General features: G+C 74.2%; 22 protein-coding genes. 6 read left to right on the top strand and 16 right to left on the bottom strand.

Features of this window, described 5'->3' with window-relative positions:
- Positions 1-24: 24 nt before the first annotated feature.
- The gene (locus ABZ898_RS10855) at positions 25-1,152 is read right to left on the bottom strand and encodes an ROK family transcriptional regulator (protein WP_361655598.1); all 1,128 of its coding nucleotides are present in this window, start codon (positions 1,150-1,152) and stop codon (positions 25-27) included.
- A gap of 89 nt (positions 1,153-1,241) precedes the next feature.
- Here ABZ898_RS10855 and ABZ898_RS10860 point away from each other — a divergent pair, with 89 nt between their 5' ends.
- On the top strand, positions 1,242-2,531 hold the full coding sequence (locus ABZ898_RS10860) for a DUF1479 domain-containing protein (RefSeq protein WP_361655601.1): 1,290 nt from the start codon (positions 1,242-1,244) through the stop codon (positions 2,529-2,531).
- On the opposite strand, the gene ABZ898_RS10865 is transcribed toward ABZ898_RS10860, so the two are convergent.
- On the bottom strand, positions 2,532-3,308 hold the full coding sequence (locus tag ABZ898_RS10865) for an isoprenyl transferase (RefSeq protein WP_361655604.1): 777 nt from the start codon (positions 3,306-3,308) through the stop codon (positions 2,532-2,534).
- Positions 3,309-3,424: 116 nt separating this feature from the next.
- Here ABZ898_RS10865 and ABZ898_RS10870 point away from each other — a divergent pair, with 116 nt between their 5' ends.
- Positions 3,425-4,393, top strand: a complete 969-nt coding sequence (locus tag ABZ898_RS10870) for a TAXI family TRAP transporter solute-binding subunit (RefSeq protein WP_361655607.1) — start codon at positions 3,425-3,427, stop codon at positions 4,391-4,393.
- Positions 4,394-4,414: 21 nt separating this feature from the next.
- On the opposite strand, the gene ABZ898_RS10875 is transcribed toward ABZ898_RS10870, so the two are convergent.
- From ABZ898_RS10875 to ABZ898_RS10890, 4 genes are all read right to left on the bottom strand, one after another.
- Complete coding sequence (locus tag ABZ898_RS10875) at positions 4,415-5,785, bottom strand: HAMP domain-containing sensor histidine kinase (protein ID WP_361655610.1); 1,371 nt, start codon at positions 5,783-5,785, stop codon at positions 4,415-4,417.
- Positions 5,782-6,474: a response regulator transcription factor gene (locus ABZ898_RS10880; RefSeq protein ID WP_361655613.1), complete on the bottom strand. Its 693-nt coding sequence runs from the start codon at positions 6,472-6,474 to the stop codon at positions 5,782-5,784. The genes ABZ898_RS10875 and ABZ898_RS10880 overlap by 4 nt, the downstream gene beginning before the upstream one ends.
- A gap of 70 nt (positions 6,475-6,544) precedes the next feature.
- Entirely contained in the window at positions 6,545-7,897 is a 1,353-nt protein-coding gene (locus ABZ898_RS10885) for an MFS transporter (protein ID WP_361655616.1), read from the bottom strand.
- Between the two features lie 123 nt (positions 7,898-8,020).
- Positions 8,021-8,779: a GNAT family N-acetyltransferase gene (locus ABZ898_RS10890; protein WP_361655619.1), complete on the bottom strand. Its 759-nt coding sequence runs from the start codon at positions 8,777-8,779 to the stop codon at positions 8,021-8,023.
- 123 nt (positions 8,780-8,902) lie between these two features.
- On the opposite strand from ABZ898_RS10890, the gene ABZ898_RS10895 reads away from it, so the two are divergent.
- Both ABZ898_RS10895 and ABZ898_RS10900 read left to right on the top strand, forming a co-directional pair.
- On the top strand, positions 8,903-9,532 hold the full coding sequence (locus ABZ898_RS10895) for a PAS domain-containing protein (RefSeq protein ID WP_361655622.1): 630 nt from the start codon (positions 8,903-8,905) through the stop codon (positions 9,530-9,532).
- A gap of 27 nt (positions 9,533-9,559) precedes the next feature.
- Positions 9,560-10,528: a pyridoxal-phosphate dependent enzyme gene (locus tag ABZ898_RS10900; RefSeq protein WP_361655625.1), complete on the top strand. Its 969-nt coding sequence runs from the start codon at positions 9,560-9,562 to the stop codon at positions 10,526-10,528.
- A 57-nt stretch (positions 10,529-10,585) separates the two neighbouring features.
- On the opposite strand, the gene ABZ898_RS10905 is transcribed toward ABZ898_RS10900, so the two are convergent.
- The 6 genes from ABZ898_RS10905 to ABZ898_RS10930 form a co-directional block, all read right to left on the bottom strand.
- Positions 10,586-11,077 (bottom strand): peptidylprolyl isomerase, encoded by a 492-nt coding sequence (locus ABZ898_RS10905; RefSeq protein ID WP_361655628.1) that lies wholly within the window; start codon positions 11,075-11,077, stop codon positions 10,586-10,588.
- Positions 11,078-11,287: 210 nt separating this feature from the next.
- A complete protein-coding gene (locus ABZ898_RS10910; protein WP_361655631.1) occupies positions 11,288-12,532 on the bottom strand; it encodes a cytochrome P450 in 1,245 nt (414 codons plus the stop codon).
- Between the two features lie 147 nt (positions 12,533-12,679).
- A complete protein-coding gene (locus ABZ898_RS10915; protein ID WP_361655633.1) occupies positions 12,680-12,835 on the bottom strand; it encodes a DUF6131 family protein in 156 nt (51 codons plus the stop codon).
- Positions 12,836-12,963: 128 nt separating this feature from the next.
- Entirely contained in the window at positions 12,964-14,037 is a 1,074-nt protein-coding gene (locus tag ABZ898_RS10920) for an NAD(+)/NADH kinase (RefSeq protein ID WP_361656282.1), read from the bottom strand.
- A gap of 94 nt (positions 14,038-14,131) precedes the next feature.
- Positions 14,132-14,992 carry a CAP domain-containing protein gene (locus ABZ898_RS10925; RefSeq protein WP_361655636.1) on the bottom strand — a complete coding sequence of 287 codons (861 nt, stop codon included), beginning with the start codon at positions 14,990-14,992 and terminating at the stop codon, positions 14,132-14,134.
- A gap of 495 nt (positions 14,993-15,487) precedes the next feature.
- Positions 15,488-16,333 (bottom strand): DUF1206 domain-containing protein, encoded by an 846-nt coding sequence (locus tag ABZ898_RS10930; RefSeq protein ID WP_361655638.1) that lies wholly within the window; start codon positions 16,331-16,333, stop codon positions 15,488-15,490.
- A 64-nt stretch (positions 16,334-16,397) separates the two neighbouring features.
- On the opposite strand from ABZ898_RS10930, the gene ABZ898_RS10935 reads away from it, so the two are divergent.
- Positions 16,398-17,603, top strand: coding sequence for an MFS transporter (locus ABZ898_RS10935; RefSeq protein WP_361655641.1), 1,206 nt, complete (start codon positions 16,398-16,400; stop codon positions 17,601-17,603).
- A gap of 10 nt (positions 17,604-17,613) precedes the next feature.
- Here the strand turns inward: ABZ898_RS10935 and ABZ898_RS10940 are convergent, their stop codons facing one another.
- Positions 17,614-18,048: a DUF1398 family protein gene (locus ABZ898_RS10940; RefSeq protein ID WP_361655644.1), complete on the bottom strand. Its 435-nt coding sequence runs from the start codon at positions 18,046-18,048 to the stop codon at positions 17,614-17,616.
- Between the two features lie 125 nt (positions 18,049-18,173).
- Here ABZ898_RS10940 and ABZ898_RS10945 point away from each other — a divergent pair, with 125 nt between their 5' ends.
- Positions 18,174-18,608: a MarR family transcriptional regulator gene (locus ABZ898_RS10945; RefSeq protein WP_361655647.1), complete on the top strand. Its 435-nt coding sequence runs from the start codon at positions 18,174-18,176 to the stop codon at positions 18,606-18,608.
- A gap of 5 nt (positions 18,609-18,613) precedes the next feature.
- Here ABZ898_RS10945 and ABZ898_RS10950 read toward each other — a convergent pair whose 3' ends face one another.
- Genes ABZ898_RS10950 through ABZ898_RS10960 form a run of 3 tightly spaced genes read right to left on the bottom strand, consistent with a single transcriptional unit; the run spans position 18,614 to position 21,494 of the window.
- Positions 18,614-19,261, bottom strand: a complete 648-nt coding sequence (locus tag ABZ898_RS10950; RefSeq protein WP_361655650.1) for a hypothetical protein — start codon at positions 19,259-19,261, stop codon at positions 18,614-18,616.
- Positions 19,262-19,299: 38 nt separating this feature from the next.
- A complete protein-coding gene (locus ABZ898_RS10955; RefSeq protein ID WP_361655653.1) occupies positions 19,300-20,898 on the bottom strand; it encodes a glycerol-3-phosphate dehydrogenase/oxidase in 1,599 nt (532 codons plus the stop codon).
- Positions 20,895-21,494, bottom strand: a complete 600-nt coding sequence (locus ABZ898_RS10960) for a TetR/AcrR family transcriptional regulator (protein ID WP_361655656.1) — start codon at positions 21,492-21,494, stop codon at positions 20,895-20,897. The genes ABZ898_RS10955 and ABZ898_RS10960 overlap by 4 nt, the downstream gene beginning before the upstream one ends.
- Positions 21,495-21,510 lie beyond the last annotated feature (16 nt).

The following is a 21,510-nucleotide window of genomic DNA, read 5'->3' on the forward strand; positions in this document are numbered from 1 at the left end:
AAAGACGCTCCGGCCAGGGGTTTTTCACGGGCCGTCGGGGCGCGCGGACCGCACGATCAGCTCCCGCAGCTCCGCGACCGCCCGCCCGCGCGCCGCCGTCATCTCCGGCGCGCCGACGGTCGCCGTCGCCACCCGGACCGGACGGGGCCCGTGCGCGAGCAGCCGGTCGATCGCCGTACGCATCCGGGGCAGGCGCCCCCATTCGCCGCCGAGCACGACCAGAGCGGGGTCGGCGAGGGCCACGGCCGCGCCGAGCACGCCGGTGACCGCGCGCGCCAGCACCTCGGCGGTCCCGTCGCCGGACTCGACCGCCGCCCGGAGCGCCTCCACGTCGACGGCCGTCGAGTCCGGACGGCGCAGGCCGAGCGCGGCGAAGACCTCCGTCAGCGGCATCGCCGTGCCGTCCGGCCCGGCCGTGCAGACATGGGCGATCTCCCCGGCCAGCCCCCGGTGCCCGCGTCGCACGGCGCCGTCCGTGACCACGGCGCAGCCGAGCCCCTCGCCGAGATGGACGTACACGAAGTCGTCCACGCCCGCCGCGCATCCGGACTCGCGCTCGGCGCGGGCGGCCCAGTTGACGTCGTTGTCCACCAGCACGGGACCGCCGACGTGCGGTGCGAGCACGGCGGCCGGGTCGAGGGCGCCGACGAGGAAGGGCGCGTCGGGCAGCCGTACCAGCGCGCCCGTCGCGCGGTCGACGGGGTCGGCGGCGCTGACGACGGCGAGCCGCGCGCGGCCCGGCACGGGTTCCGCGAGGCGGGAGGCCACCTCGGTCAGGGCCCGGGCCGCGCGGTGCTCGCCCGCGTTGCGTCCCAGGACGGCGGAGGCGCGCTCCACGGTGTCCCCGAGCGCGTCCACCGTCTCGGCGCTCACCCCGCTCGGCGAGATGCTCGCCACCAGCGCGGTGCCGAGGTCCGGCCCGAGCGCGTAGTACGAGCCCGAGCGCCCCCGCCCCGTCGTCCGCTCCCCGGTGTCGATCACCAGGCCCGAGGCGGCGAGCCGCTGCACGGCGTCGGAGATGGTCGGCTTGGAGATCCCGGTCCGCGACGCGATCTCCGCCCGGGTCAGTCGCCGTCCGGCCATCAGGCCGCGCAGCACGTTCTCGTCCGTGAGCGCGCGCAGCATCTCCAGGGAGGGCTTGGCGGGTGTCATGCGCACATTCTAGTAAGGACTCTTGCCCAAATGCTGCCGGATGCCTAACGTGGAATTGGTAAGGAGTCCTCACCAAAGGAGTCGGGCACATGAGCCGAACCGCCGGACCGACCACCGGCCCGCTGCCGCACTGGGAGACGGTCCCCGAGGACCTGCCCGCCGCCATTCGCGAGATCAAGGCCGCCATCAGGGCCCGGATCGAGGCTTCCGGCCGCGGCGTCGAGGAGGTCTTCGCCATCGTCGAGCGGCGGGTCGCCGCGCGGGTCGCGGAGATCGAGGCGGAGCGGGCGGCCGGGGAGCACCCCTGGCCGGTCGTCGAGTACGCCGACATCGCCGACGGCACCGTCGACGCGCGGCTCATGGACCGGATCAGGGCCCGCGGCTGCCTCGTCGTGCGCGGGCACTTCCCCCGCGAACAGGCGCTCGCCTGGGACGCCGGGATCGTCGACTACGTCGAGGGCAACCGCTTCTTCGAGAAGTACACGGGCCCCGGCGACGACTTCTTCGGCAGCGTCGGCTCCAAGCCCGAGATCTACCCCGTCTACTGGTCCCCGGCCCAGATGGAGGCACGCCAGAGCGATCGCATGGCGCGCGTGCAGTCCTTCCTCAACTCCTTCTGGCGGCACACGTCCGACGGCGTCCAGTGGTTCGACCCCGACCGCGACGCCCTCTACCCCGACCGCATCCGGCGCCGCCCGCCCGGCGCCGACTCCGCCGGACTCGGCACCCACCTGGACCCCGGCACCCTCGACCTGTGGATGACCGGCGCCTACCAGCGGGCCTTCCGCCACCTCTTCGACGGCACGGTGGAGGAGTACGACCCCTGGGACCCGGCCCACCGCACCGCCGGACCGCAGTACCCCGGCACCACCATGTGCTCGGCCTTCCGCACCTTCCAGGGATGGACCGCGCTGTCCGACATGGACCACGACCAGGGCGTCCTGCACACCGTGCCGGTGCCCGAGGCCATGGCGTACCTGATGCTGCGTCCGCTGCTGTCCGACGTGCCCGAGGACGACATGTGCTCGGTCACCGTCGACCAGGTCTTCCCCGCGAGCGAGAAGTGGCATCCGCTGCTCATGCGGGCCCTCACCGGCATCCCCGACGTGCGGGCGGGCGACTCCGTCTGGTGGCACTGCGACATGATCCACAGCGTGGCCCCCGTGCGGGACCAGAAGGGCTGGGGCAACGTCATGTACATCCCCGCCGCGCCCTGGTGCCCCCGCAACGAGGAGTACGCGTCCTCGGTGCGCGAGGCGTTCCTCACCGGCTCCAGCCCCGGCGACTTCCCCGAGGAGCACTACGAACGGGACTGGCCCGACCGCTTCCCCGCCCGGAGCCTCAACGCCACCGGCCGCCGGGGGCTGGGCCTGGGCTGATCAGCGCCCGTAACGCCGCTCGCGGGCCGCGTACGAGCGCAGCGCCCGCAGCAGGTCCAGGCGGCGGAACGCGGGCCACAGCACGTCCACGAAGTGCACCTCCGCGTACGCCGACTGCCAGAGCAGGAAGCCCGAGAGGCGCTGCTCGCCGGAGGTGCGGATCACGAAGTCCGTGTCGTGGCCGGCGGGGGAGTACAGGTTGTCGGTGATGTGCTCCAGGTCGAAGTCCGCGGCCAGGTCGCGAGGATCGCCCCCGGCGCGGATGTGCTTGTCGAAGGCGGCGCGGACCGCGTCCACGATCTCGCGGCGACCGCCGTAGCCCACCGCCACGTCGACCTTCAGCCCGCCCCGGCCGGTCGTCGTGGCGGCGGCCTCCTTCAGCACCCGCGCGCTGTCGCCGGGCAGCAGGTCCAGCGCACCGATGATCTCGATCTCCCACGGCTCCTGGGTCGCGCAGACCCGGCGCACGGTCTCCTCGATGATGTCGAGCAGCGGGCCGAGTTCGGCGGCAGGGCGGTGCAGGTTGTCGTCGGACAGCATCCACAGCGTGACGTGGCTGATCTCGGCGTCGGCGCACCAGTGCAGGAAGTCCGTGACCTTGGCGCCGCCGACGCGGTAGCCCTCACGGACGTCCGTGTGACCCGCGCCGCGCGCCCAGCGCCGGTTGCCGTCCAGCATGATCGCCACATGCCGGGGCCGGGGCAGACCCTCCAACTTGCGGTTCAGCCGCCGCAGATACACCGCTTCCAGCGCCGAGCGCAGTGCCTTCCATGCCACGCCGAGATCCCTTCCTAGACCGGGGGAGCGAGGCCGCAAACGATAGCCGCATCCGCCGGGGCCCCATCGACCGGCCGCCCCCCGCGGCCCTCGGCGGGGGGAGTTACGCTGCCGCGGTGACCGGCCGACCGACCAGCCGCCGTGGGCTGTTGCGGGCCGCCCTGCTGGGCGGACCGGCCCTCGGGCTGCCCGGCTGCGCCCCGGACGGCGGCCCGCACCGGCGGCTCCTGCTGGCCACCGGCGCGCCCGGCGGGCCGTACCACGCCTTCGGCCGCGCCCTCGCCGGACAGGCCGCGCTGACCGCCCCGCACCCTCGCATCACACCGCTCAGCACGGCCGCCAGCGTGGACAACCTCCGTCGGCTGACGGCGGGTTCGGCGGATCTGGCCATCGCCATGGCGGACGCCGCCGAGCAGGCGCTGCACGGCGGGGCCCCCTTCACGGCCCCGGCCCCGGTGACCGCGCTCGCCCGCGTCTACGTCAACTACATCCATGTGCTCGCGCGCGCCGACGGCCCGGTGCGCTCCGTAGCCGACCTCGCGGGCCGCCCCGTCGCCGCGGGCGCCACCGGCTCCGGGGCGCAGGTCCTCGCCGGACGCCTGCTGCGGGCGGCCGGACTGACGGACCGGCGGGCGGTGCGCGAACAGCGTCTCGGGCTCGCCGAGTCGGTGACCGCGCTGCGCGCGGGGACGGTGGACGCGCTGGTCTGGGCGGGCGGGGTCCCCACCCCGGCCCTGTCGGCCCTCGCCCGCCAACTGCCCCTGCGCCTGCTGTCCCTGGAGAAGGAGGCGGAGGCGCTGCGGGCGGAGTACGGGCCGGTGTACACGGCGGTCACCGTTCCCGCGGGGGTCTACGGGCTCACCCGGCCGGTCACCACCATCGGCGTCGGCAACTACCTGCTGGCCCGCGACCGGGTCCCGGAGCGGGAGGCGCGGGACGTGCTGCGGGTGGTGTTCCACCGCTGGCGCGTGCTGCTGCGGGAGGTCACCGCGGGCGCCCGGCTCGAACCCCGCTTCGCCGTCGCCACCGGTGACCTCCCGCTGCATCCGGGAGCGGTCGCCTACTACCGGTCCGTGTACGGGTGAACGGGGCACGCGGCCGCGTGCTCACGGCACCGGCAGCCACAGCTCCACGAGCAGCCCGTGCGGAGTGCCCGCCCGCACCGCCAGCCGTCCGCCGCTGAGCCGCGCGATCTCGTCCGCGATGGCCAGGCCCAGCCCGGTGCCGGGCACGTTCTGATGCTCGGGCGCCCGCACGAAACGCCGCGTGAGCAGCGGAATCCGGCTCTCGGGGACGCCCGGCCCGTCGTCCCGGACGCGTACGACGACCTCTGTGTCCCCGACGCGGCCGGCCGACACCGTCACCCGGCCCCCGGGCGGCACGAACTTCACCGCGTTGTCCAGCGCCGCGTCCAGCACCCGGCCCACCGCGTCCGGCAGCGCCCGCACCCGGAGCCCCGGCGCCACCCCGTCCCCGGTGAGCGTCAGCTCCGAGGCGTCGAACACCGGCTCCCAGGCCGCCACCCGCCGCGCCACCGCACCGGACAGGTCCTGGTCGGCCCGCTCGGCCGAACCCGACTCCACCCGCGCCAACGCCAACAGACCGTCGAGGAGTTCGGCCAGCCGCTCCGCCTCGTCGAGCGCACGGGCGTGCTCCCGTCTGCCGGGACCCGGCGCGATGTGCGGCTCCACGTTCTCCAGTTGCAGCACCAGCGTGGCCAGCGGGTTGCGCAACTGGTGCGAGGCGTCCGCGACGAAGGCCCGCTGACGCCCGATCGAGTCCGAGACCGCCTCCGCCATCGCGTTGAACTGCTCGCGCAGGCTGCGCAGTTCGGGCGGCCCGGTGGCGGAGACTGCCCGTGCCTCCAGCCGGCCCGAGGCCAGCCGCGCCACCGCGAGGTCGAGATCGCGCACCGGACGCATCAGCCAGCGGGTGATCCCCGCGGCGACCAGGCCCGCCGCCGCGAACGCCGCCAGCGCCCCGCACGCGATCAGCAGCCAGCGCACGGTCACGTCCCGCCGGGCCGCCCCGCTCGGCACGGCCATCAGCACGGCCCCGCTCACCCGCTCGTCCCGGCCCACCGGCTCGGCCAGCACCAGCCGCCCCGGACCCCACGGCCGCACCGTCGGCAGCCGCTCGGTGGACCGCCCGGTCAGCGCCCGGCCCCGCGCCTCGCGCGCCGCGTCCGACGGCACCGGTGACCCCGCCCGCGCCACCGTCCGGCCCGCCGTGTCCGACACCGTCACCGAGGCGTCGTACAGCCCGGCGTACCGGCGGATCTCGGCGGACAGCTCCTCGCGGTCGGCGGCGGAGCGGACCCGGTCCGCCAGGTCGGCGAACCGCACGGCGTCCGCCCGCCGCTGGAGCAGCAGGTGCTCGGTGCGCCCCGAGGCGTAGGACTCGGCCAGCGGGACGGACAGCAGCAGCGCCGCCGCTCCCATCAGCACCAGCAGCACGGCCAGCAGCCTGCGCCTCATCGCACCTCCGGCTCCCGCGCGGGGGAGCCCAGTTGGTAGCCGAACCCCCGCACCGTGCGGACCAGTCCGGCCCGGCCGGTCTTGGCGCGGATGCCGGCCACGTGCACGTCCAGCGAGCGGGACGCGGCGAGGAAGGCGTCGCCCCAGATCCGGTCGAGGATCTCCTCGCGGGAGTGCACCTCCTCCGGGCGGGCGGCCAGCATCGCCAGCACGTCGAACTCCCGCCGGGTCAGCCGTACTTCCGTCCCCGCGACGGTGACCGTACGCCCCGCGAGGTCCACCTCGACGTCCCCGGCGCGCACCGGGCCGGGACCGGCGTCCGGACGCGTCGCAGGGGTGCCGGTGCGGCGGCGCACGGTGTCGATGCGGGCCATCAGCTCGTTCATGCGGAACGGCTTGACCACGTAGTCGTCCGCGCCCGCCCGCAGCGCCTGCACGATGTCGCGCTCCTCGCAGCGGGCCGTCACCACGATCAGCGGCGCGCCGCACACCGTGCGCAGCCGCCGCAGCAGCTCCAGACCGTCCAGATCGGGCAGCCCGAGGTCCAGCAGCACGAACTCCGCCTCCCGCACGTGCCGCAGCGCGTCCAGCGCGCGGGCGGCCCGGCGCACGGTGTGGCCGCGCTGGGCCAGGGCCGTGGAGAGCGCCTGGGCCATCCGGTCGTCGTCCTCGACGAGCAGCGCGTGCATGGGAAGTCCTCGTGCCGTGTTGACCTGGGCGGCAGCTTACGCAGCCGCACGGGCCGGAGTCACGGCCGGGTCAGCCGGCGGCCTTCGCGGGGGTGAGCCCGGACGCGGTGTCCGCCTCCGCCTCGGCCCGGCTGAGCGCGGCGTGCCGGGTGTCCGGCATCAGGACGTAGGTGACGAGCGAGACCAGCGCGCACCCGGAGACGTACCAGAAGAACATCTTCTCGTGCCCTGCGTCCTTGAACCACAGCGCCACGTACTCCGCCGTCCCGCCGAACAGGGCGTTGGCCAGCGCGTACGGCAGGGCCACACCGAGCGCGCGGACCCGGGTCGGGAACAGCTCGGCCTTCACGGCCGCGTTGATCGAGGTGTAGCCGGTGACGATCACCAGCGCCAGCAGGGAGAGCCCCAGCGCCGACCAGTACGAGTTGGCCGAGCCCAGCGCCGTCATGATCGGGTACGTGCCCACCGTGCACCCCACCGCGAAGGTGATCAGCAGCGGCCTGCGGCCGATCCGGTCCGAGAGCATCCCGGCCAGCGGCTGGATCGCCGCGAACACCGCGAGCGCGGTGAAACTCACCAGCGTGGCCGTCGACTTGGCCATGCCCGCGCTGCCGATCAGGTACTTGGTGAGGTAGGTGGTGTACGTGTAGTAGGCCACCGTGCCGCCCAGGGTGAGCGCCATCACCAGACCGGCCTCGCGGCGGTGCTCCCACAGCGCCTTCAGCGAGCCGCGCGCGGTGTCGGTGCCGCCGCCCGTCTCCTCGGTGAACGCCTCGGTCTCCGTCAGCCGCCGCCGCAGCCAGAACACCACCAGCGCGAACACCGCGCCCAGCACGAACGGCACCCGCCAGCCCCAGCTCTGCAGCTGCTCGGTGGTCAGGGTGTGCTGCATCGTGATCAGGATCGCCAGACCGAGCAACTGCCCGCAGGTCATGGACACGTACTGGAAGGACGAGCCGAGCCCGCGCCGGTTCCGGGCGGACGCCTCCGTCAGGTAGGTCGCGCTGGCCGCGTACTCCCCGCCGATGCTCAGCCCCTGCAGCAGCCGGGCCAGCAGCAGCACCAGCGCGCCGAAGTAGCCCGCCTGGCCGTAGGTCGGCGCGACGGCGATCAGCAGGGCCGCCACCGACATCATCGTGACGGTCAGGGTCAGCGCGCTCTTGCGGCCGTGCCGGTCCGCCGCCCGCCCCAGCACCCAGCCGCCGACCGGCCGCATCAGGAAGCCGACCGCGAAGATGCCGGCCGTGTTCAGCAGCTTGGTCGTCGGGTTGTCGCCGGGGAAGAAGGAGTCCGCGAAGTAGATGGCGAAACTGGCGTAGACGAACCAGTCGTACCACTCCACGAGATTGCCGAGCGAACCGCCGATCAGGGCGAAACGGCGGGACGCGGGTGTCACCGTGGGCGGGGCGGCGGACGCGGACATGGCGGCTCCAGACGAGGGGGGAGAGGGGCCCGTCGGCGCGTCTCGCGCCGGACCCGGGTGCCGCCCGAGCATGCGCCGCCCACCCGCCCCGGACAAGGGACGACGCGCAGATCTAACACGCCGCTAAGGAAGCGGGGCCGCCAGCCGCAGATACAGCCGGGTGCCGCCCGGACGGAAACCGACCCGCTCGTACACCCGCCGGGAGCCGTCGCCCCCGTACTCCAGCCACACCGACTCCGCGCCGCGGCCGAACATCGCCCCGGCCAGCGCCGAGGTGACGGCGGCCGCCACACCCCGGCCCCGGTACGCGGGACGCGTGCCCACCCCGGCCAGCTCGGCCGTGCCCTGGGCGGGCGCCGAGCAACTGGCCGCACCGGCACACCGGCCGTCCGCCGCGCGCACGAACCGGACCGCCCCGCCGCGCTCCTGCGTACGCCGCAGCCGCGCCGCGCCCTCGGCGGACGCAGGGAACTCCCCGTCGAACGCCTCGGAGAGAGCCGCGTCGATCTCCGTGAACTCCGCGTCCGTGCGAGGGACCTCGGCCTGGGGCAGGCCCGCGGGGAGGGTCAGCGTGGCCGGGGTGCAGACCAGGTACTCGTGCACCGCCTCGGTGGTGAAGCCCGCCCGGCGCAGCGCCGGTTCCGCCCGCGGTGCCGCGTCCGGGGCGAACTCCAGCCGGGGGAGCAGCCCGCGCTCGCGGAACGCGGCGACGAGGGCCGCCACGTCGGCGTCCGTCGGGGCGATGCCGGGCAGCGGGGTCGCGTAGTTGACGTAGGGGCTGGTCGTCGTGGGGTCGAAGCCCGCCACGAAGCCGCCGACCCGGACCGGTTCCGGGCGGCGCAGCAGGTTGGCGGCGGTGAAGTTCTGCACATCGATGGGCACGGCACCGCACGGTGCCACACCCCGGCGCCCCGGCCAACCGGAAAAGGTCCCTGGTGCCGGGGGCGACGTGGATGTATCGTCCAGAACTGGAAAGCCTGTCCAGAGTCGACGGAGGCGGTGCCGGTGGGGTCCGAGGACGAGCATCTGCTGGCCGAGGCCGAGAAGGTCGCCGTCGCGCTGGGGCGGATGTTCCCGGGCCTGTGCGAGGTCGTCCTGCACGACCTGCGGGACCCGGACCACGCGGTCCGGGTCGTCGAGAACGGCCTCTCCGGCCGCGCCCCCGGTGATCCCGCGACCGAACTGGGCCTGGCCCGCATCGCGGACCCCCGCTACCCGGACGTCGTGCAGAACTATCCCAACCGCTTCCCCGACGGGCGGCCCGCCAAGAGCACCTCCATCGGCATCCGGAACAGCGAGGGCGAGTACATCGCGGCGCTCTGCCTCAACCTGGACGTGTCCGTGCTGTCGCCCCTCGCGCTCACCCTGGCCAACCTGGTCGCCACCGGCACCGAACACGGCGCCGAACCGCCTGAGACGCTGCGGGACCGGCACGCGCGCGAGCTGCGCCGGACCGTGGAGGAGCTGGCCTCGCGGCGCGGGGGCACCCCGAGATCGCTGGGCCGGGACGCCCGGCGCGAGCTGGTGCGGCAACTGCACGCCGACGGCTGGTTCGACTCTCGGGACGCCGCCCAGACCATCGCCGGCCTGCTCGGGGTGTCCCGGGCGACCGTCTACAACTACACCAAGCAATAGCCCACACCACTCCCTGGGGGACCCGCCATGCCCGCAGAACCGCAGCTGACCCTCGACGACGTCCGTGAGGCCGCCGCCCGCCTGAAGGGCGTCGCGCACCGCACGCCCGTCCTCACCTCGCGCACCCTCGACGCCCGTGTCGGGGCCTCGGTGTACATCAAGTGCGAGAACTTCCAGCGGGTCGGCGCGTTCAAGTTCCGGGGCGCCTACAACGCCGCCGCGCAGCTGCCGCCGGACCAGCTCGCCAAGGGCATCGCCGCCTTCTCCTCCGGCAACCACGCCCAGGCCGTCGCGCTGGCCGCCCGCGAGCTGGGCACCACCGCCGTCATCCTGATGCCCGAGGACGCGCCCCGCTCCAAGATGGAGGCCACCCTCGGCTACGGCGCCGAGGTCGTCACCTACGACCGCTACACCCAGGAGCGTGCGGAGCTGGGCGAGGGGCTGGCCAGGGACCGGGGGCTGGCGCTGATCCCGCCCTACGACCACCTCGACGTCATCGCCGGCCAGGGCACGGCCGCGCTGGAACTCTTCGAGGACACCGGTGAGCTGGACGCGCTGGTGGTCCCGGTGGGCGGCGGCGGGCTCATCGCGGGCAGCTCCGTCGTGGCCAAGTCGCTGCATCCGGCCGTGCGCATGATCGGCGTGGAGCCGGAGGCGGGCGACGACACCAAGCGCTCGCTGGAGTCCGGGGCGCGCGTCACCATCCCGGTGCCGCGCTCCATCGCCGACGGGCAGGTGCTGCCGAGCCCCGGCGAGATCACGTTCGGGATCAACCAGCGGCTGGTCGACGCCATCACCCTCGTCAGCGACGAGGAGATCGTCGACGCGATGCGGTTCGCCTTCGAGCGCCTGAAGATCGTCCTCGAACCGAGCGGTGCCACCCCGCTCGCGGCCCTGCTGTCCGGGCGCGTGGAGGACCTTCCGCCCCGGGTCGGCGTCATCGCCTCGGGCGGGAACATCGATGCCCGTCGCTTCTCGGAGCTCACCGGAGGCTGAGCGCGGGCATCCGCCGCCGTGCCCCCGGGGAACGGGGGCACGGCGATGGCGTACGGATCAGACGGTGCCGCTCGCGGAGACCGAGACCTTGGCCTTGGGCGCGCCGCTGCCGCTGCCGAGGGACTCGACGCGGTCCACGATGTCCTGGCCCTCGACGACCTCGCCGAAGACGACGTGCTTGCCGTCCAGCCAGTCGGTGACGACCGTGGTCACGAAGAACTGCGAGCCGTTGGTGTTCGGGCCCGCGTTCGCCATGCTCAGCAGGTACGGACGGTCGTGCTTGAGGGTGAAGTTCTCGTCGGCGAACTTCTCACCGTAGATGCTCTTGCCGCCGGTGCCGTTGCCGCGCGTGAAGTCGCCGCCCTGGAGCATGAACTGCGGGATGACGCGGTGGAACGGGGAACCGGCGTAGCCGAAGCCGTGCTCGCCGGTGGCCAGCTCGCGGAAGTTCTTCGCGGTCTTGGGTACGACGTCGTCGAAGAGGCGGAACACGATGCGGCCCGCCGGCTCGTCGTTGATGGTGATGTCGAAATACACGTTGTCGCTCATGTAGATCAACCTACCGCCGGTCGGCCCCGGACGTTCGCCCGAGTGGGGGACGCCGGGCCCCCGCGGCCGGGACCGCCCGCCCGCACCGGGCGCTGTATGTGCGTACGCGAATGCGAGAAGCGTGCCAGGAAGCCCTCAAGTGGCCCTCTTTCGATTGCTGATGACCGGCATCGGATCGCAGGCGTACGCGCGAGCAAATATGCTCCCCCGCTACCAGCTCACCGGCAGTGTTCTCGGACCGCGAATCAGGCCGTCCCGCTGGAAGTCGATGTCCTCGGCCGGTACGGCGAGCCGCAGCTCCGGGAACTCGTCCATCACCGCCTCCACGAGCACCTCGGCCTCCATCCGGGCCATCAGCGCGGCCAGGCAGAAGTGCGGACCGTGCCCGAAGGCCACGTGCCCCGGTCCGGAGCGGTCGAAGTCCAGCAGGTCGGGGGCCGGGAAGGCCGCGGGATCGCGGTTGGCCGCGACATAGGCGTTGTAGACCACGTCACCCTTGCGGATCAGGTGGCCGCCGACCTCCACGTCCTCGGTGGCGATCCGGGGGATGCCGACGCCGTTGCGGTGCGGGACGTAGCGGAACAGCTCCTCCACCGCCTTCGGCAGCAGCTCCCGCTCACGGCGCAGCCGGGCGAACTGGTCCGGATGGGTGAGCAGCGCGTACATCATGGAGCCGCTGTTGTTGCGCACCGCGTGCCCGCCGCTGACGTACACGGCCATGGCGAGCGAGATCGCCTCGTCGTCGCTGATCTCGCCGCTCGCGGCGGCTTCGGCCAGCACTCCGGCGAGGTCGTCGCGGGGCTCGGTGCGGCGGCGCTCCAGCAGCGCGACCACCCGGTCGCGGGTGTCCTGGCGGGCCGCCTGGTTGCGCTCCTTCGCGTCCGCCTTGGTCAGCAGCGCCTCGGAGTTCCCGGCCCAGTTGTGCCAGTCGTCCTCGTCGGCGCCCAGGAAGGCGCAGACCACCGCGATGGGGAACGGCGTGTACAGGTGCTCCATCAGGTCCCCGGGCGCGCCCGCCCGCCGCATGTCCCGCAGCATCCGGCGGGCCGTGCGCTCCGCCAGGGGCCGCAGCCGCGCCATGCTCTTCGCGGTGAACGCCCGCGCGACGACCCTGCGCAGCACCGTGTGCCGGGGCGCGTCGATGTACTGCAGGCCCGCCGTCTGCGAGGCCACCGTCTGCGGCGCCATGGTGGTCACCGCGCGGCCCACCAGCTCCTGGCGGGAGAAACGCGGGTCGGAGGTGACGAAACGGACGTCCTCGTACCGCGTGACGAGCCACGCGTGCCCCTCGCCGTAGGGCAGGCGGATGCGGGTGACCGGCTCGTCGCGCAGGAGCGAGTCGAGGAACGGGTCGGGGTCCAGCGCGGGCAGGTCCTCCACCAGCCAGGGCCGCACCGGCGGCGGGGGAGGCGAGGACGGCGGCACGGGCTCGATGGACGCGGAGTCGAAGGTCATGGCGGGTCCCTTCTCCAGTTGGTCCGTAGCCTTCCGCAGCCGCACGCGTCCCGCATGCCGGGTTCCGCCACATCGGCGGTCCCCCTGGACGAGCGCTGTCGCTCGTCCAGGGGGACCGAAGGGGGCCGAGAGGTCACCAGAGAGAGGTCACCAGTAGTGCCGTCGGCCGGCGACCGCGTGCCCGGTGGCGCCCAGGACCCAGAGGATGGCGCCGACCACCGCGAGGATGATGCCTATCGTCCACAGGATCGAGATCCCGGTGAGGAAGCCGATGATGAGCAGAATGACACCGATGGCGAGCATGGTGTGCCTCCAGCCGTAGGAGAAGTACCTGCTCTGCTAGTGCCCCGAAGCCGGGCACATTCTCACTTCCGGCGGCGAATCCTGGACAGGCTTTCGATCTCGCCCGGCCGCCGTGGCGTCTGCGCTGCTCAGGCGGGTGGCGGGGCCTCGGCGGGAACCGTGGGCAGGGCCAGATGGCCCAGATCGCCGGGCGGCGCCGAGCGCACCGGCCACAGCGGGGCGGCCTGTCCGTCCGCGACGGCCGCGGGAGCGTCGGTGAGCTTCATCCGCTCGCGCAGCCGCCCGTAGAAGTCCATCGGGCCCAGCCGTACCGCCCGCAGCCGCCGGGGCGAGGCGTACACGCCGATCCAGTCGCCGGGGTTCAGCACGCCCCGGACCTGGCCGTCGATGCTGACGGCGGCCTGCCCGGAGCGCTCCAGCACCCGGAACGCGATCGGCTCGTCCGGCGCGGCCAGCACCGAGCGGTTGAACGTCATGTGCGGGGCGACCGGGGTGAACAGCAGCCCCTCGGTCCGGGGCGATACCACCGGTCCGCCGGCGGCGAAGCTGTACGCGGTCGACCCGGTCGGCGTGGCCACCAGCAGTGCGTCCGCGGAGTACGAGGCGAGCAGCTGCCCGGCGATGTACACGCCCACCGACACCTGCCGGTCCCTGGCCAGCTTCTCCACGACCACGTCGTTGAGCGCGGTGACGTTCAGCGCGACGCCCCAGTCGTCCCCGATCTCGCAGTCCGGGCGCACCCGGGGCGGGGGCAGCATCGGGCCGCGCCCGTAGCGCACCAGGTCGGCCATGCGCTCGGGCACGCCCAGCGGGCAGGAGGCCCGCAGGGTGAGCAGCATCCGGCTCTCGACCTCGAACCGGCCCTCGTACACCGCGTCCAGCGCGTCTCGTACGGCCGGGGCGGGGACTTCGGTGAGGAAGCCGACGCGCCCGAGGTCGACCCCGAGCACCAGGGCGTCGTTCTCCGCCGCGAGCCGGGCGCCGCGCAGGAAGGTGCCGTCGCCGCCCAGGGTGACGATGAGGTCCGGATCGCCCGCGCTGTCGACCTCCTCGCGGGCGCTGTGCCGCGCGCCCTCCTGCCAGACGTCGATGTCGGCGCAGCCCACATCGTGCTCGGCGCACCACTGGCGCACCGCGTCCGCCGCTTCGAGCGCGGCCGGACGCCCGGCGTGCACGACCAAGCCGATACGGCCCACCGTCATCCCGACACCCGCCTCCCAGCCGATCCGCACGAGGGGTCAATCCTCGCGGTACGGCTCGCGAGTGTCCGGCACGCCACGCCGCGCGGGCGGGGTGCTACCGAGCGGTGCCGAAGTCCTGGGTCCAGTAGCTGCCGGGCTGCGCGAGACCCACGCCGATCTCCTTGAAGGAGCAGTTCAGGATGTTCTCCCGGTGGCCGGAGCTGTTCATCCAGCCCGCCATGACCTGCTCGGGCGTGGAGTAGCCGTAGGCCACGTTCTCGCCGTACGCGCTCCACTGGTAGCCGGCGGCGGTGATGCGGGAGCCCGGGTCCGAGCCGTCGGAGCCGGTGTGCGACATGGTGTTGTGCGCGGCCATGTCGGCGCTGTGGTCCTGCGCGGCCTTGGACAGGGTGGAGTTGAGCTTCACCGGGGAGCAACCGACCTTGGCACGCTCGGCGTTCACCAGTTCCACGATCCGCGCGACCTCGCCGGAGGCGGTCGCGGCGGGCTGCGGGGTGCTCGGCGCGGCGGTGGTGGCGGGCTGCGCGGGACGGGGCCGGTCGGAGACCAGCCGTACGCCCGGCGCCGAAGCGGGCTTCGCGGCGGCCGGCTTGGGGGCGGCGGGCGCGGCGGTGGTCTTCGGGGCCGACGCCCGGGCGGTGTGCTGCCGGGCGGGCGCCGGGGCGGACCGGTGCTCGGTGCGGGTGTGAACGCTGGGGGAAGCGGAGGACGTCGTGGTGGCGGGCGACTTGGCTGCCGCGGGGCGGTGGCCGTTCCCGGCGTCCCGCTTCGCGACGGGCTGCGACGTGTCGACGGGGCTCTGCTCCGCCTGCCAGGCGGTGGCCTCGGCGGGCCGGCCGTCGTCGTCCCGCCAGTTCACGCAGGCCACGGCGGCGGTCGGTACGCCCACCGCGGCGACGGCGACGGCGGCTATCAGTGCTCTCCGGTACTGCTGGTTCTTGCGGTGCTTTCCCATGCGTGAAACCTCATTCGGTAGACGCCGGGCGCCGCCGCGCGGCTTCCTCTGCGTGGAACCCGCCTCCCGAACGGCCAGGACGCCCTGCGAGACGTCATTCTTAGGACGGCCACACAAGGCACGCAAAAGGACAGTCGTACTAATGAGCTTCGTAGGCCGGTGGGCCCCTTGCCAAGGTCACGAGGGCGTGCCGACCCGGCTCCGGCGGCCCCGGAGGTCGGCTGCCGCGCCGTCAGAACCCCTCATGATTTGCGAAAGCGAGTGCCGGGCGCGGCCGGGCGGACCGGGCCGGGGGACAGCATGATCCATATCCATGCCAAGACGGACAAAGCTCGCTTGTCGCCGCGAGCGGCACCTACTAAGCGACCCAGGAAGGTCATCAGTGCCTGTGACTGATGTCACGCGACCGTGCCGCCTCCGGACGGGCCGGAGGCGGCACGGGGTGATGACGGCGCCCCCTGGGGGCTCCCGCCCGGGGCGGAGGCGCCGCCCGGCTCACACCTCGCGCCAGCGGGCGTTGCACCAGGAGAAGAGGCCGAACGCGGCCAGGCCGAGCGCGATCAGCGCCAGCAGCCAGGGCCCGGCGGGCAGATCGCGGAAGGACCGCAGGGTGTCGTCCATGCCCTTTGCCTTGCCCGGCTCGTGCCGCACCGCCGCGACCAGCGCGAACGCCCCGGCCACGCCGAAGATCAGGCCGCGGGCGACGCCGCCGACGACCCCGAGCACGTCGGTCGCCCGCCGCGCGGCGCGGGACATCTCGCCCGTGCGCAGGTGCTTGCGGAACTTCTTCGTCGCGGCCCGGAAAACCATCCACGCGCCCGCGCCGATCACGGCGATCCCGGCGGCGCCGACGATCCACTGGCCGCCGGGCCACTTCAGCGCCATCGCCGTCACGTCGTCGCTCTGCCGGTCCGAGGAACCGCCGCCGCTGCCCTTGTGCCCGGCCGCGTAGGACAGCACGGAGTAGGAGACGAAGGCGTAGAACACGGCGCGCGCCGCGGCCAGCGCCCGCTTGGACGCCTTCCCCCCGTCCTGCCCGGCGCCGCCGAACACCGCCTCCGACAGCCGCCACAGCGCCATGCCCGCCAGCGCGATGCCGACGATCCACAGCATCACCGCGCCGAACGGCTTCTCCGCCAGCTCGGCCAGCGCCCCGCCGCGGTCGGCCTGCTTGCCGCCGCCGTCACCGCCCAGGGCTATCTGCAGGGCTATGACCCCGACCAGGAGGTAGATCAGTCCGCGGGCGACGAAGCCCGCCCTCGCCGCCGCTGTCATGGCCGTGCTGTCGGCCGCTCGCCGGGCCTGCCCCCGGCCCTGTCGTGCCAGAACATGTGAGTCCATGACAAGCCGATGCCCCGGCGTGTCCGCGTCACGCCCGACCGGCCCCCGCGTGCCAAGGTGAGGTGTGACCGACTCCGACGCCGGCTCCTCCCGGCGGCATCCCCGGCCCGGCTACAAGGCGGCGGCCGGCGTCTTCGCCGTGGGCATGATGGGCACCACGCTCCCCACCCCGCTGTACGGGCTCTACCGGGAGCGGATCGGGTTCTCCGAACTGATCGTCACCGTGGTGTTCGCGGTCTACGCGGTCGGCGTCATCGTCGCCCTGCTCCTCGCCGGGGGCGCCTCCGACGTGCTGGGACGGCGCCCCGTGCTGATCGGCGCGCTGGCCCTGTCCGCGCTCAGCGCCGTGTGCTTCCTGCTGGAGGGCGGGCTGCCGCTGCTGTACCTCGGCCGGGTGCTGTCGGGGTTCTCGGCGGGCCTGTTCAGCGGCACCGGCACGGCCGCCGTCCTCGATCTCGCGCCGCCCGCGCGCCGGGGCCGGGCCGCGCTCGCCGCCACCGCCGCCAACATGGGCGGCCTCGGGCTCGGGCCGCTCGTCTCCGGACTCCTCGCCGAGTACGCGCCCCTGCCGCTCGTCCTGCCCTTCCTCGTCCACCTCGCCCTGCTGGCCGTGGCACTCATCGTCACCCTGCTGCTCGGCGAGACCGTCCACCACGACGGCCCCCGGCCGCCGCTCAGGCCGCAGGGGATGCGGGTGCCGCCCGAGGTGCGCGGGGTGTTCGGGCCGTGCGCGCTGGCCGCCTTCGCCGGGTTCTCCCTGCTGGGCCTGTTCACGGCGGTCGCGCCCGCCTTCCTCACCGAGACCCTCGGCGAGCACAACCTCGCGGTGACCGGCGCCGTGGTGTTCAGCGTGTTCTGCGCCTCCACCGGCGGTCAGCTCCTCATGGGGCGGATCGGCGCCCGTGCCGCGCTGCCGTGGGGCTGTGCGGTGCTCGCCGCCGGGCTCGTCCTGGTCGGGACCTCGCTGCTGGTGGAGTCCCTGCCGCTGTTGCTGGTCGGCGGGATCACCGGCGGCGCCGGACAGGGCATGGCCTTCCGCGCGGGGCTCACCGCGGTCGGCGGGGCGGCGCCCGAACGGCACCGGGGCGCCACCATCTCGGCCTTCTTCGTCGTGGCCTACCTCGGCATCTCGCTGCCGGTCGTCGGGGTGGGCGCGCTGACGGTGGGGCTCGGGGTGCGCGGGGCCGGGATGGTCTTCACCGTCTGCGCGATCGCGCTGGTCCTGGCGGTGGGCACCCGGGTACGGCTGCGCCCGCCGCGCGCACTGTGAACCGCGCCGGTCAGACGGTGACCTCCGGATACGTCTCGACGTAGCTCTCCTCGCCCGCGCCGTAGTAGGTGCAGGTCCGCGCGGCCAGGTCGACGTCGTACCGGACCACACCGGCGTGCCAGCAGCCCCGGACGAACTCCGGGAAGGCGGTCTCGCCCGCCTGGTCGGCGCGGAGTGCGGTGATCAGGGCGGCACGGTCGAAGGACGGTACGCCGCTCGTGCCGGTGAACAGGGGCTCGCCCTGGACGGCCACCGGGCCCGCCGCGGTGAGGTACAGCATCGCGTTCGACGGCACGGTCATCGCGCAGCGGGTCACCCCGGCCCGGCGCAGGGTCTCGGCGAGGTAGGGGAACCCGCCGGTCCTCGGGCGGATCTCGGCGGCACGGGCCAGGGCCGCTTCGAGGGTCCGGACGGCGGGAGTGGTGGTGGGGGTCGCGGTCGGCATGGGGAACCTCCTGAAGTCTCGACGGCAGTGGATGACAACACGTTGGCATTTTGGGTATGTATTGTCAATCGAGCTGTGGCAGGCTGTTGCCACATCGACAGGGCGTTGTCATGCGGGAGGCGTGAATGCGGGACGAGGCAGCACTGCTGGTCGCCGAGGTGTACGAGGCCGCGGGCGCGCTGCGCCGGCTGGGGGAGCGGACCGCCGGTACGGAGGGGCTCACCCAGGCGCGCTGGCAGGTGATGAGCGCGGTGTCCGAGGACCCGCTGACCGTGCCCCAGGTCGCACGGCGGCTCGGGGTGACCCGGCAGAACGTGCAGCGGGTGGCCAACGACCTCGTCCAGCTCGGTCTGGCCGTCTTCACCGCGAACCCGGACCACCGGGGCAGCCCCCGGCTGGGGCTCACCGGCAGCGGCGCGGGGGCGCTCGGCCGCCTGACCGAACGCGCCGAGGTCACGCACCGGGAGCTCTTCGGCGAGATCCCCGAGGACGAGATCCGGGCGACCCGGACCTCCCTGCGCCGGCTGCTCGACGCGCTCGACCGCCACCAGGACGGCTGACCGGTTCAGTCCGCGAGGCGCACCGTCGTGGTGACCCTGACCTGGCACGGAGTGCGCGGGGTCGAGCCGAAGCCGAAGCGCACCGGCGGGTCGACCGGCGCGAGCGGGCCGAGGTCCCGTCCCTCGAAGGCGGCCGTCGCCGCCGTGAGCCGGCGCAGGTCACGGGCGCCGTACCACTCGTACCGGCCGCCCCCGGCGGAGCCCCGCGTGCGCACGCCCAGCAGCAGCCGGGCGACCGGGTCGGTCAGGGCGGCGAAGCTCGGCCGGGAGGTGACGGGAGCCGCCAGCCGGAGCAGGGTGCCCAGCGCGCCCCGGCGCCCCACCGTGAAGCACAGGTCGAGCAGCGGTCCGGACGTCACCGTCCAGCGGTCCCCGGCGACCCGCACCCCCACCGGCACCACCCGCACCTCGTCGAAGGAGTACGTCCCCGCGACGAAGTCGGCGACCTGCCGGGTGGGCGCCAGGAGGGTGCGGTGGCCGTCGCCGCGTTCGACCATCACGTCGCTGAAGGGGCCGAAGGGGGTGCGGGGCCAGTGGCCCAGCACCAGGCGGGTGCCGGAGGCGGTGCCGACGCCGGTGATCCAGCCGTCGAAGCGGAGATCGGCGCGGCCGCGCGCGGGCGGGCGGGTCGCGTGGGGGCCAGGGGGCGTCACGTGCGACGGATGCCCCTGCCGCGCCGCACGGAAACAGGTCAGGCGTCCGATGGGGTGGCCCGCTGAAGCATCTCGGCGGCGACGGCCAGCGCCTCGGCCCGGTCCTCGGGGACGAGCCCGATACGGGTGCGCCGGTCCAGCAGGTCGGACGGGTCCAGGGCGCCCTCGTGCCGGGCGGCCCACAGGAGCTCGGCGCCGGTGATCTCCCGGCCGGGCAGCACCGGCCGGGCGAGAGACGGGTCGCTCTCGGCCAGGGCCAGCACGGCCGGGGCCTCGGTGCCGTAGCGGCGGACCAGGCGGGCGGGCGCGGGCAGGGCGCGCAGGCGCTCCGGGGCGGCGGCGCCGACCAGGGGGAGCGCGGCGGTCGGGGAGGGGACCTGGGGCAGGCCGCGCGCGGCCACGGCCGCGTCGACGGCGTCCTGGGCCATCCGCCGGTACGTGGTCAGCTTGCCGCCGACCACGGTGACCACCCCGTCCGCCGAGGTCAGCACCGCGTGCCGGCGCGAGATGTCCGAGGTGCGCACCGAGGCGCTGTCCGGGCCGCCGGGCGCCGAGGTGTCCAGCAGCGGGCGCAGTCCGGCGAACGCGCCGTCCACCTCGTCCCGGCGCACCGGGGAGTCCAGCACGGACCCCAGCACGTCCAGCAGGAAGCCGATGTCCGTCTCCGGCGCCTCGGGCACGTCCGGGATCTCGCCCTCGACCGGCTCGTCGGTGAGACCGACATAGGTGCGGCCGTCGCCCTGGGGCAGCACCAGCACGAAGCGGTTGGTCTCGCCGGGCACGGGGATGTGCAGGCCGGCCGGGAGGGCGCCGAGCCGCTCCGAACGCAGGACGAGATGGGTGCCCCGCGACGGGCGTACCCGGAAGCCCTCGACCAGGCCCCCCGCCCACACGCCGGTGGCGTTGACGACGGCGCGCGCCCGTATCTCCCCTTCCTCGCCCGTGAGTTCGTCCCGGAACCGGGCGCCCGCGGGGCCGAGTTCCAGTGCCCGTACGCGGGTGAGGACCCGGGCGCCGTGCGCGGCGGCGGTGCGGGCCAGGGCGGTGACCAGACGGGCGTCGTCGGTCACCCGGCCGTCCCAGGACAGCAGCCCGCCGCGCAGGCCGGCCGTGCGCACCGAGGGTGCCAGGTGCCGGGCCTCGGCCGACGTCAGCCGGCGCGGCACCGGCAGCACCTGCCGGGGGGTGCGGGCGGCCATCCGCAGCATGTCCCCGGCCCGGAACCCCGCCCACGCCAGCGACGCCTGGGCCCGCGACACCATCGGGGTCAGCGGCAGCACGAAGGGCTGCGCGGAGACCAGGTGCGGGGCCGTGCGCGTCATCAGCACGCCCCGCTCGACCGCGCTCTCGTGCGCCACGTCGAACTGGCCGGCCGCCAGATAGCGCAGCCCCCCGTGGATCAGCTTGGAGCTCCAGCGGGAGGTGCCGAAGGCCAGGTCGTGGGCGTCGACGGCGACGACGTCGAGACCGCGTGCCGCCGCGTCCAGGGCGACGCCCGCCCCGGTCGCGCCGAGGCCCACCACCAGCAGGTCGGCCGTGGCGCCGCCGGCCGCCGAGGCCAGTTCGCGGGTGCGGCGGGCGGCCTCGAGCGAGGAGCCCGGCGCCGCGGAGCGGTCGGCGTGGTCGCGGATGCTCATGGGGTGAGGGTCCTTTCCAGGAGGGTGCGCAGCTCGCCCAGGAAGGCGGCGGCGTCCAGCTCGGGGTCGTCCTCGTCGGTCATGGTGCGCAGCGACAGCGCGAAGGACTGCACCGTCAGCAGCGTGGTACGGGCCTGGCGTCCGGGGTGCGTCACGCGTACCGAGCCGTCCGCGTGGCCCTCGCGCAGTGCCTCGGCCAGCAGTGCCAGCAGGGCCTCCTGGGTGGCGCCGCGCCGGTCGAGCACATAGGGGAGGAGCAGCTCGGGGTCGACGTCCAGGATCTTGTGGAACAGCGGGTGGTCCCGGAACTCGGCGACGCCCGTGACCAGTCCCGTCACGATCCGGGCGCGCGTGTGCGGCCCGTCCGCCGCGGCGGGCATCGAGCGCGTGGCGACCGCCAGCCACTCGCGGGTCATCAAGTCGCCGACCAGGGAACGCAGATCGGGCCAGCGCCGGTACAGCGTCATCCGGGAGACCCCGGCACGGCGGGCCACGTCGGCGAGGGTGGTGCGGCGGACACCTACGGCCAGGACGCAGTCGCGCACCGCGTCGAGCACGGTGTCGGCGTCCGAACGGTTGTGACGAATGGACGTCATGTGTAACAGTGTAACG

The sequence above is a fragment of the Streptomyces sp. NPDC046860 genome (assembly GCF_040645115.1).
In the GTDB taxonomy this organism is placed as follows: Bacteria; Actinomycetota; Actinomycetes; order Streptomycetales; family Streptomycetaceae; genus Streptomyces.

Excerpts from the sequence above, each read along its gene's own strand:
- ABZ898_RS10855 (WP_361655598.1), bottom strand. The coding sequence starts at position 1,152 with ATGACACCCGCCAAGCCCTCCCTGGAGATGCTGCGCGCGCTCACGGAC.
- ABZ898_RS10860 (WP_361655601.1), top strand. The coding sequence starts at position 1,242 with ATGAGCCGAACCGCCGGACCGACCACCGGCCCGCTGCCGCACTGGGAG.
- ABZ898_RS10875 (WP_361655610.1), bottom strand. The coding sequence starts at position 5,785 with ATGAGGCGCAGGCTGCTGGCCGTGCTGCTGGTGCTGATGGGAGCGGCG.
- ABZ898_RS10880 (WP_361655613.1), bottom strand. The coding sequence starts at position 6,474 with ATGCACGCGCTGCTCGTCGAGGACGACGACCGGATGGCCCAGGCGCTC.
- ABZ898_RS10885 (WP_361655616.1), bottom strand. The coding sequence starts at position 7,897 with ATGTCCGCGTCCGCCGCCCCGCCCACGGTGACACCCGCGTCCCGCCGT.
- ABZ898_RS10900 (WP_361655625.1), top strand. The coding sequence starts at position 9,560 with ATGCCCGCAGAACCGCAGCTGACCCTCGACGACGTCCGTGAGGCCGCC.
- ABZ898_RS10905 (WP_361655628.1), bottom strand. The coding sequence starts at position 11,077 with ATGAGCGACAACGTGTATTTCGACATCACCATCAACGACGAGCCGGCG.
- ABZ898_RS10910 (WP_361655631.1), bottom strand. The coding sequence starts at position 12,532 with ATGACCTTCGACTCCGCGTCCATCGAGCCCGTGCCGCCGTCCTCGCCT.
- ABZ898_RS10915 (WP_361655633.1), bottom strand. The coding sequence starts at position 12,835 with ATGCTCGCCATCGGTGTCATTCTGCTCATCATCGGCTTCCTCACCGGG.
- ABZ898_RS10920 (WP_361656282.1), bottom strand. The coding sequence starts at position 14,037 with ATGACGGTGGGCCGTATCGGCTTGGTCGTGCACGCCGGGCGTCCGGCC.
- ABZ898_RS10925 (WP_361655636.1), bottom strand. The coding sequence starts at position 14,992 with ATGGGAAAGCACCGCAAGAACCAGCAGTACCGGAGAGCACTGATAGCC.
- ABZ898_RS10930 (WP_361655638.1), bottom strand. The coding sequence starts at position 16,333 with ATGGACTCACATGTTCTGGCACGACAGGGCCGGGGGCAGGCCCGGCGA.
- ABZ898_RS10940 (WP_361655644.1), bottom strand. The coding sequence starts at position 18,048 with ATGCCGACCGCGACCCCCACCACCACTCCCGCCGTCCGGACCCTCGAA.
- ABZ898_RS10945 (WP_361655647.1), top strand. The coding sequence starts at position 18,174 with ATGCGGGACGAGGCAGCACTGCTGGTCGCCGAGGTGTACGAGGCCGCG.
- ABZ898_RS10955 (WP_361655653.1), bottom strand. The coding sequence starts at position 20,898 with ATGAGCATCCGCGACCACGCCGACCGCTCCGCGGCGCCGGGCTCCTCG.
- ABZ898_RS10960 (WP_361655656.1), bottom strand. The coding sequence starts at position 21,494 with ATGACGTCCATTCGTCACAACCGTTCGGACGCCGACACCGTGCTCGAC.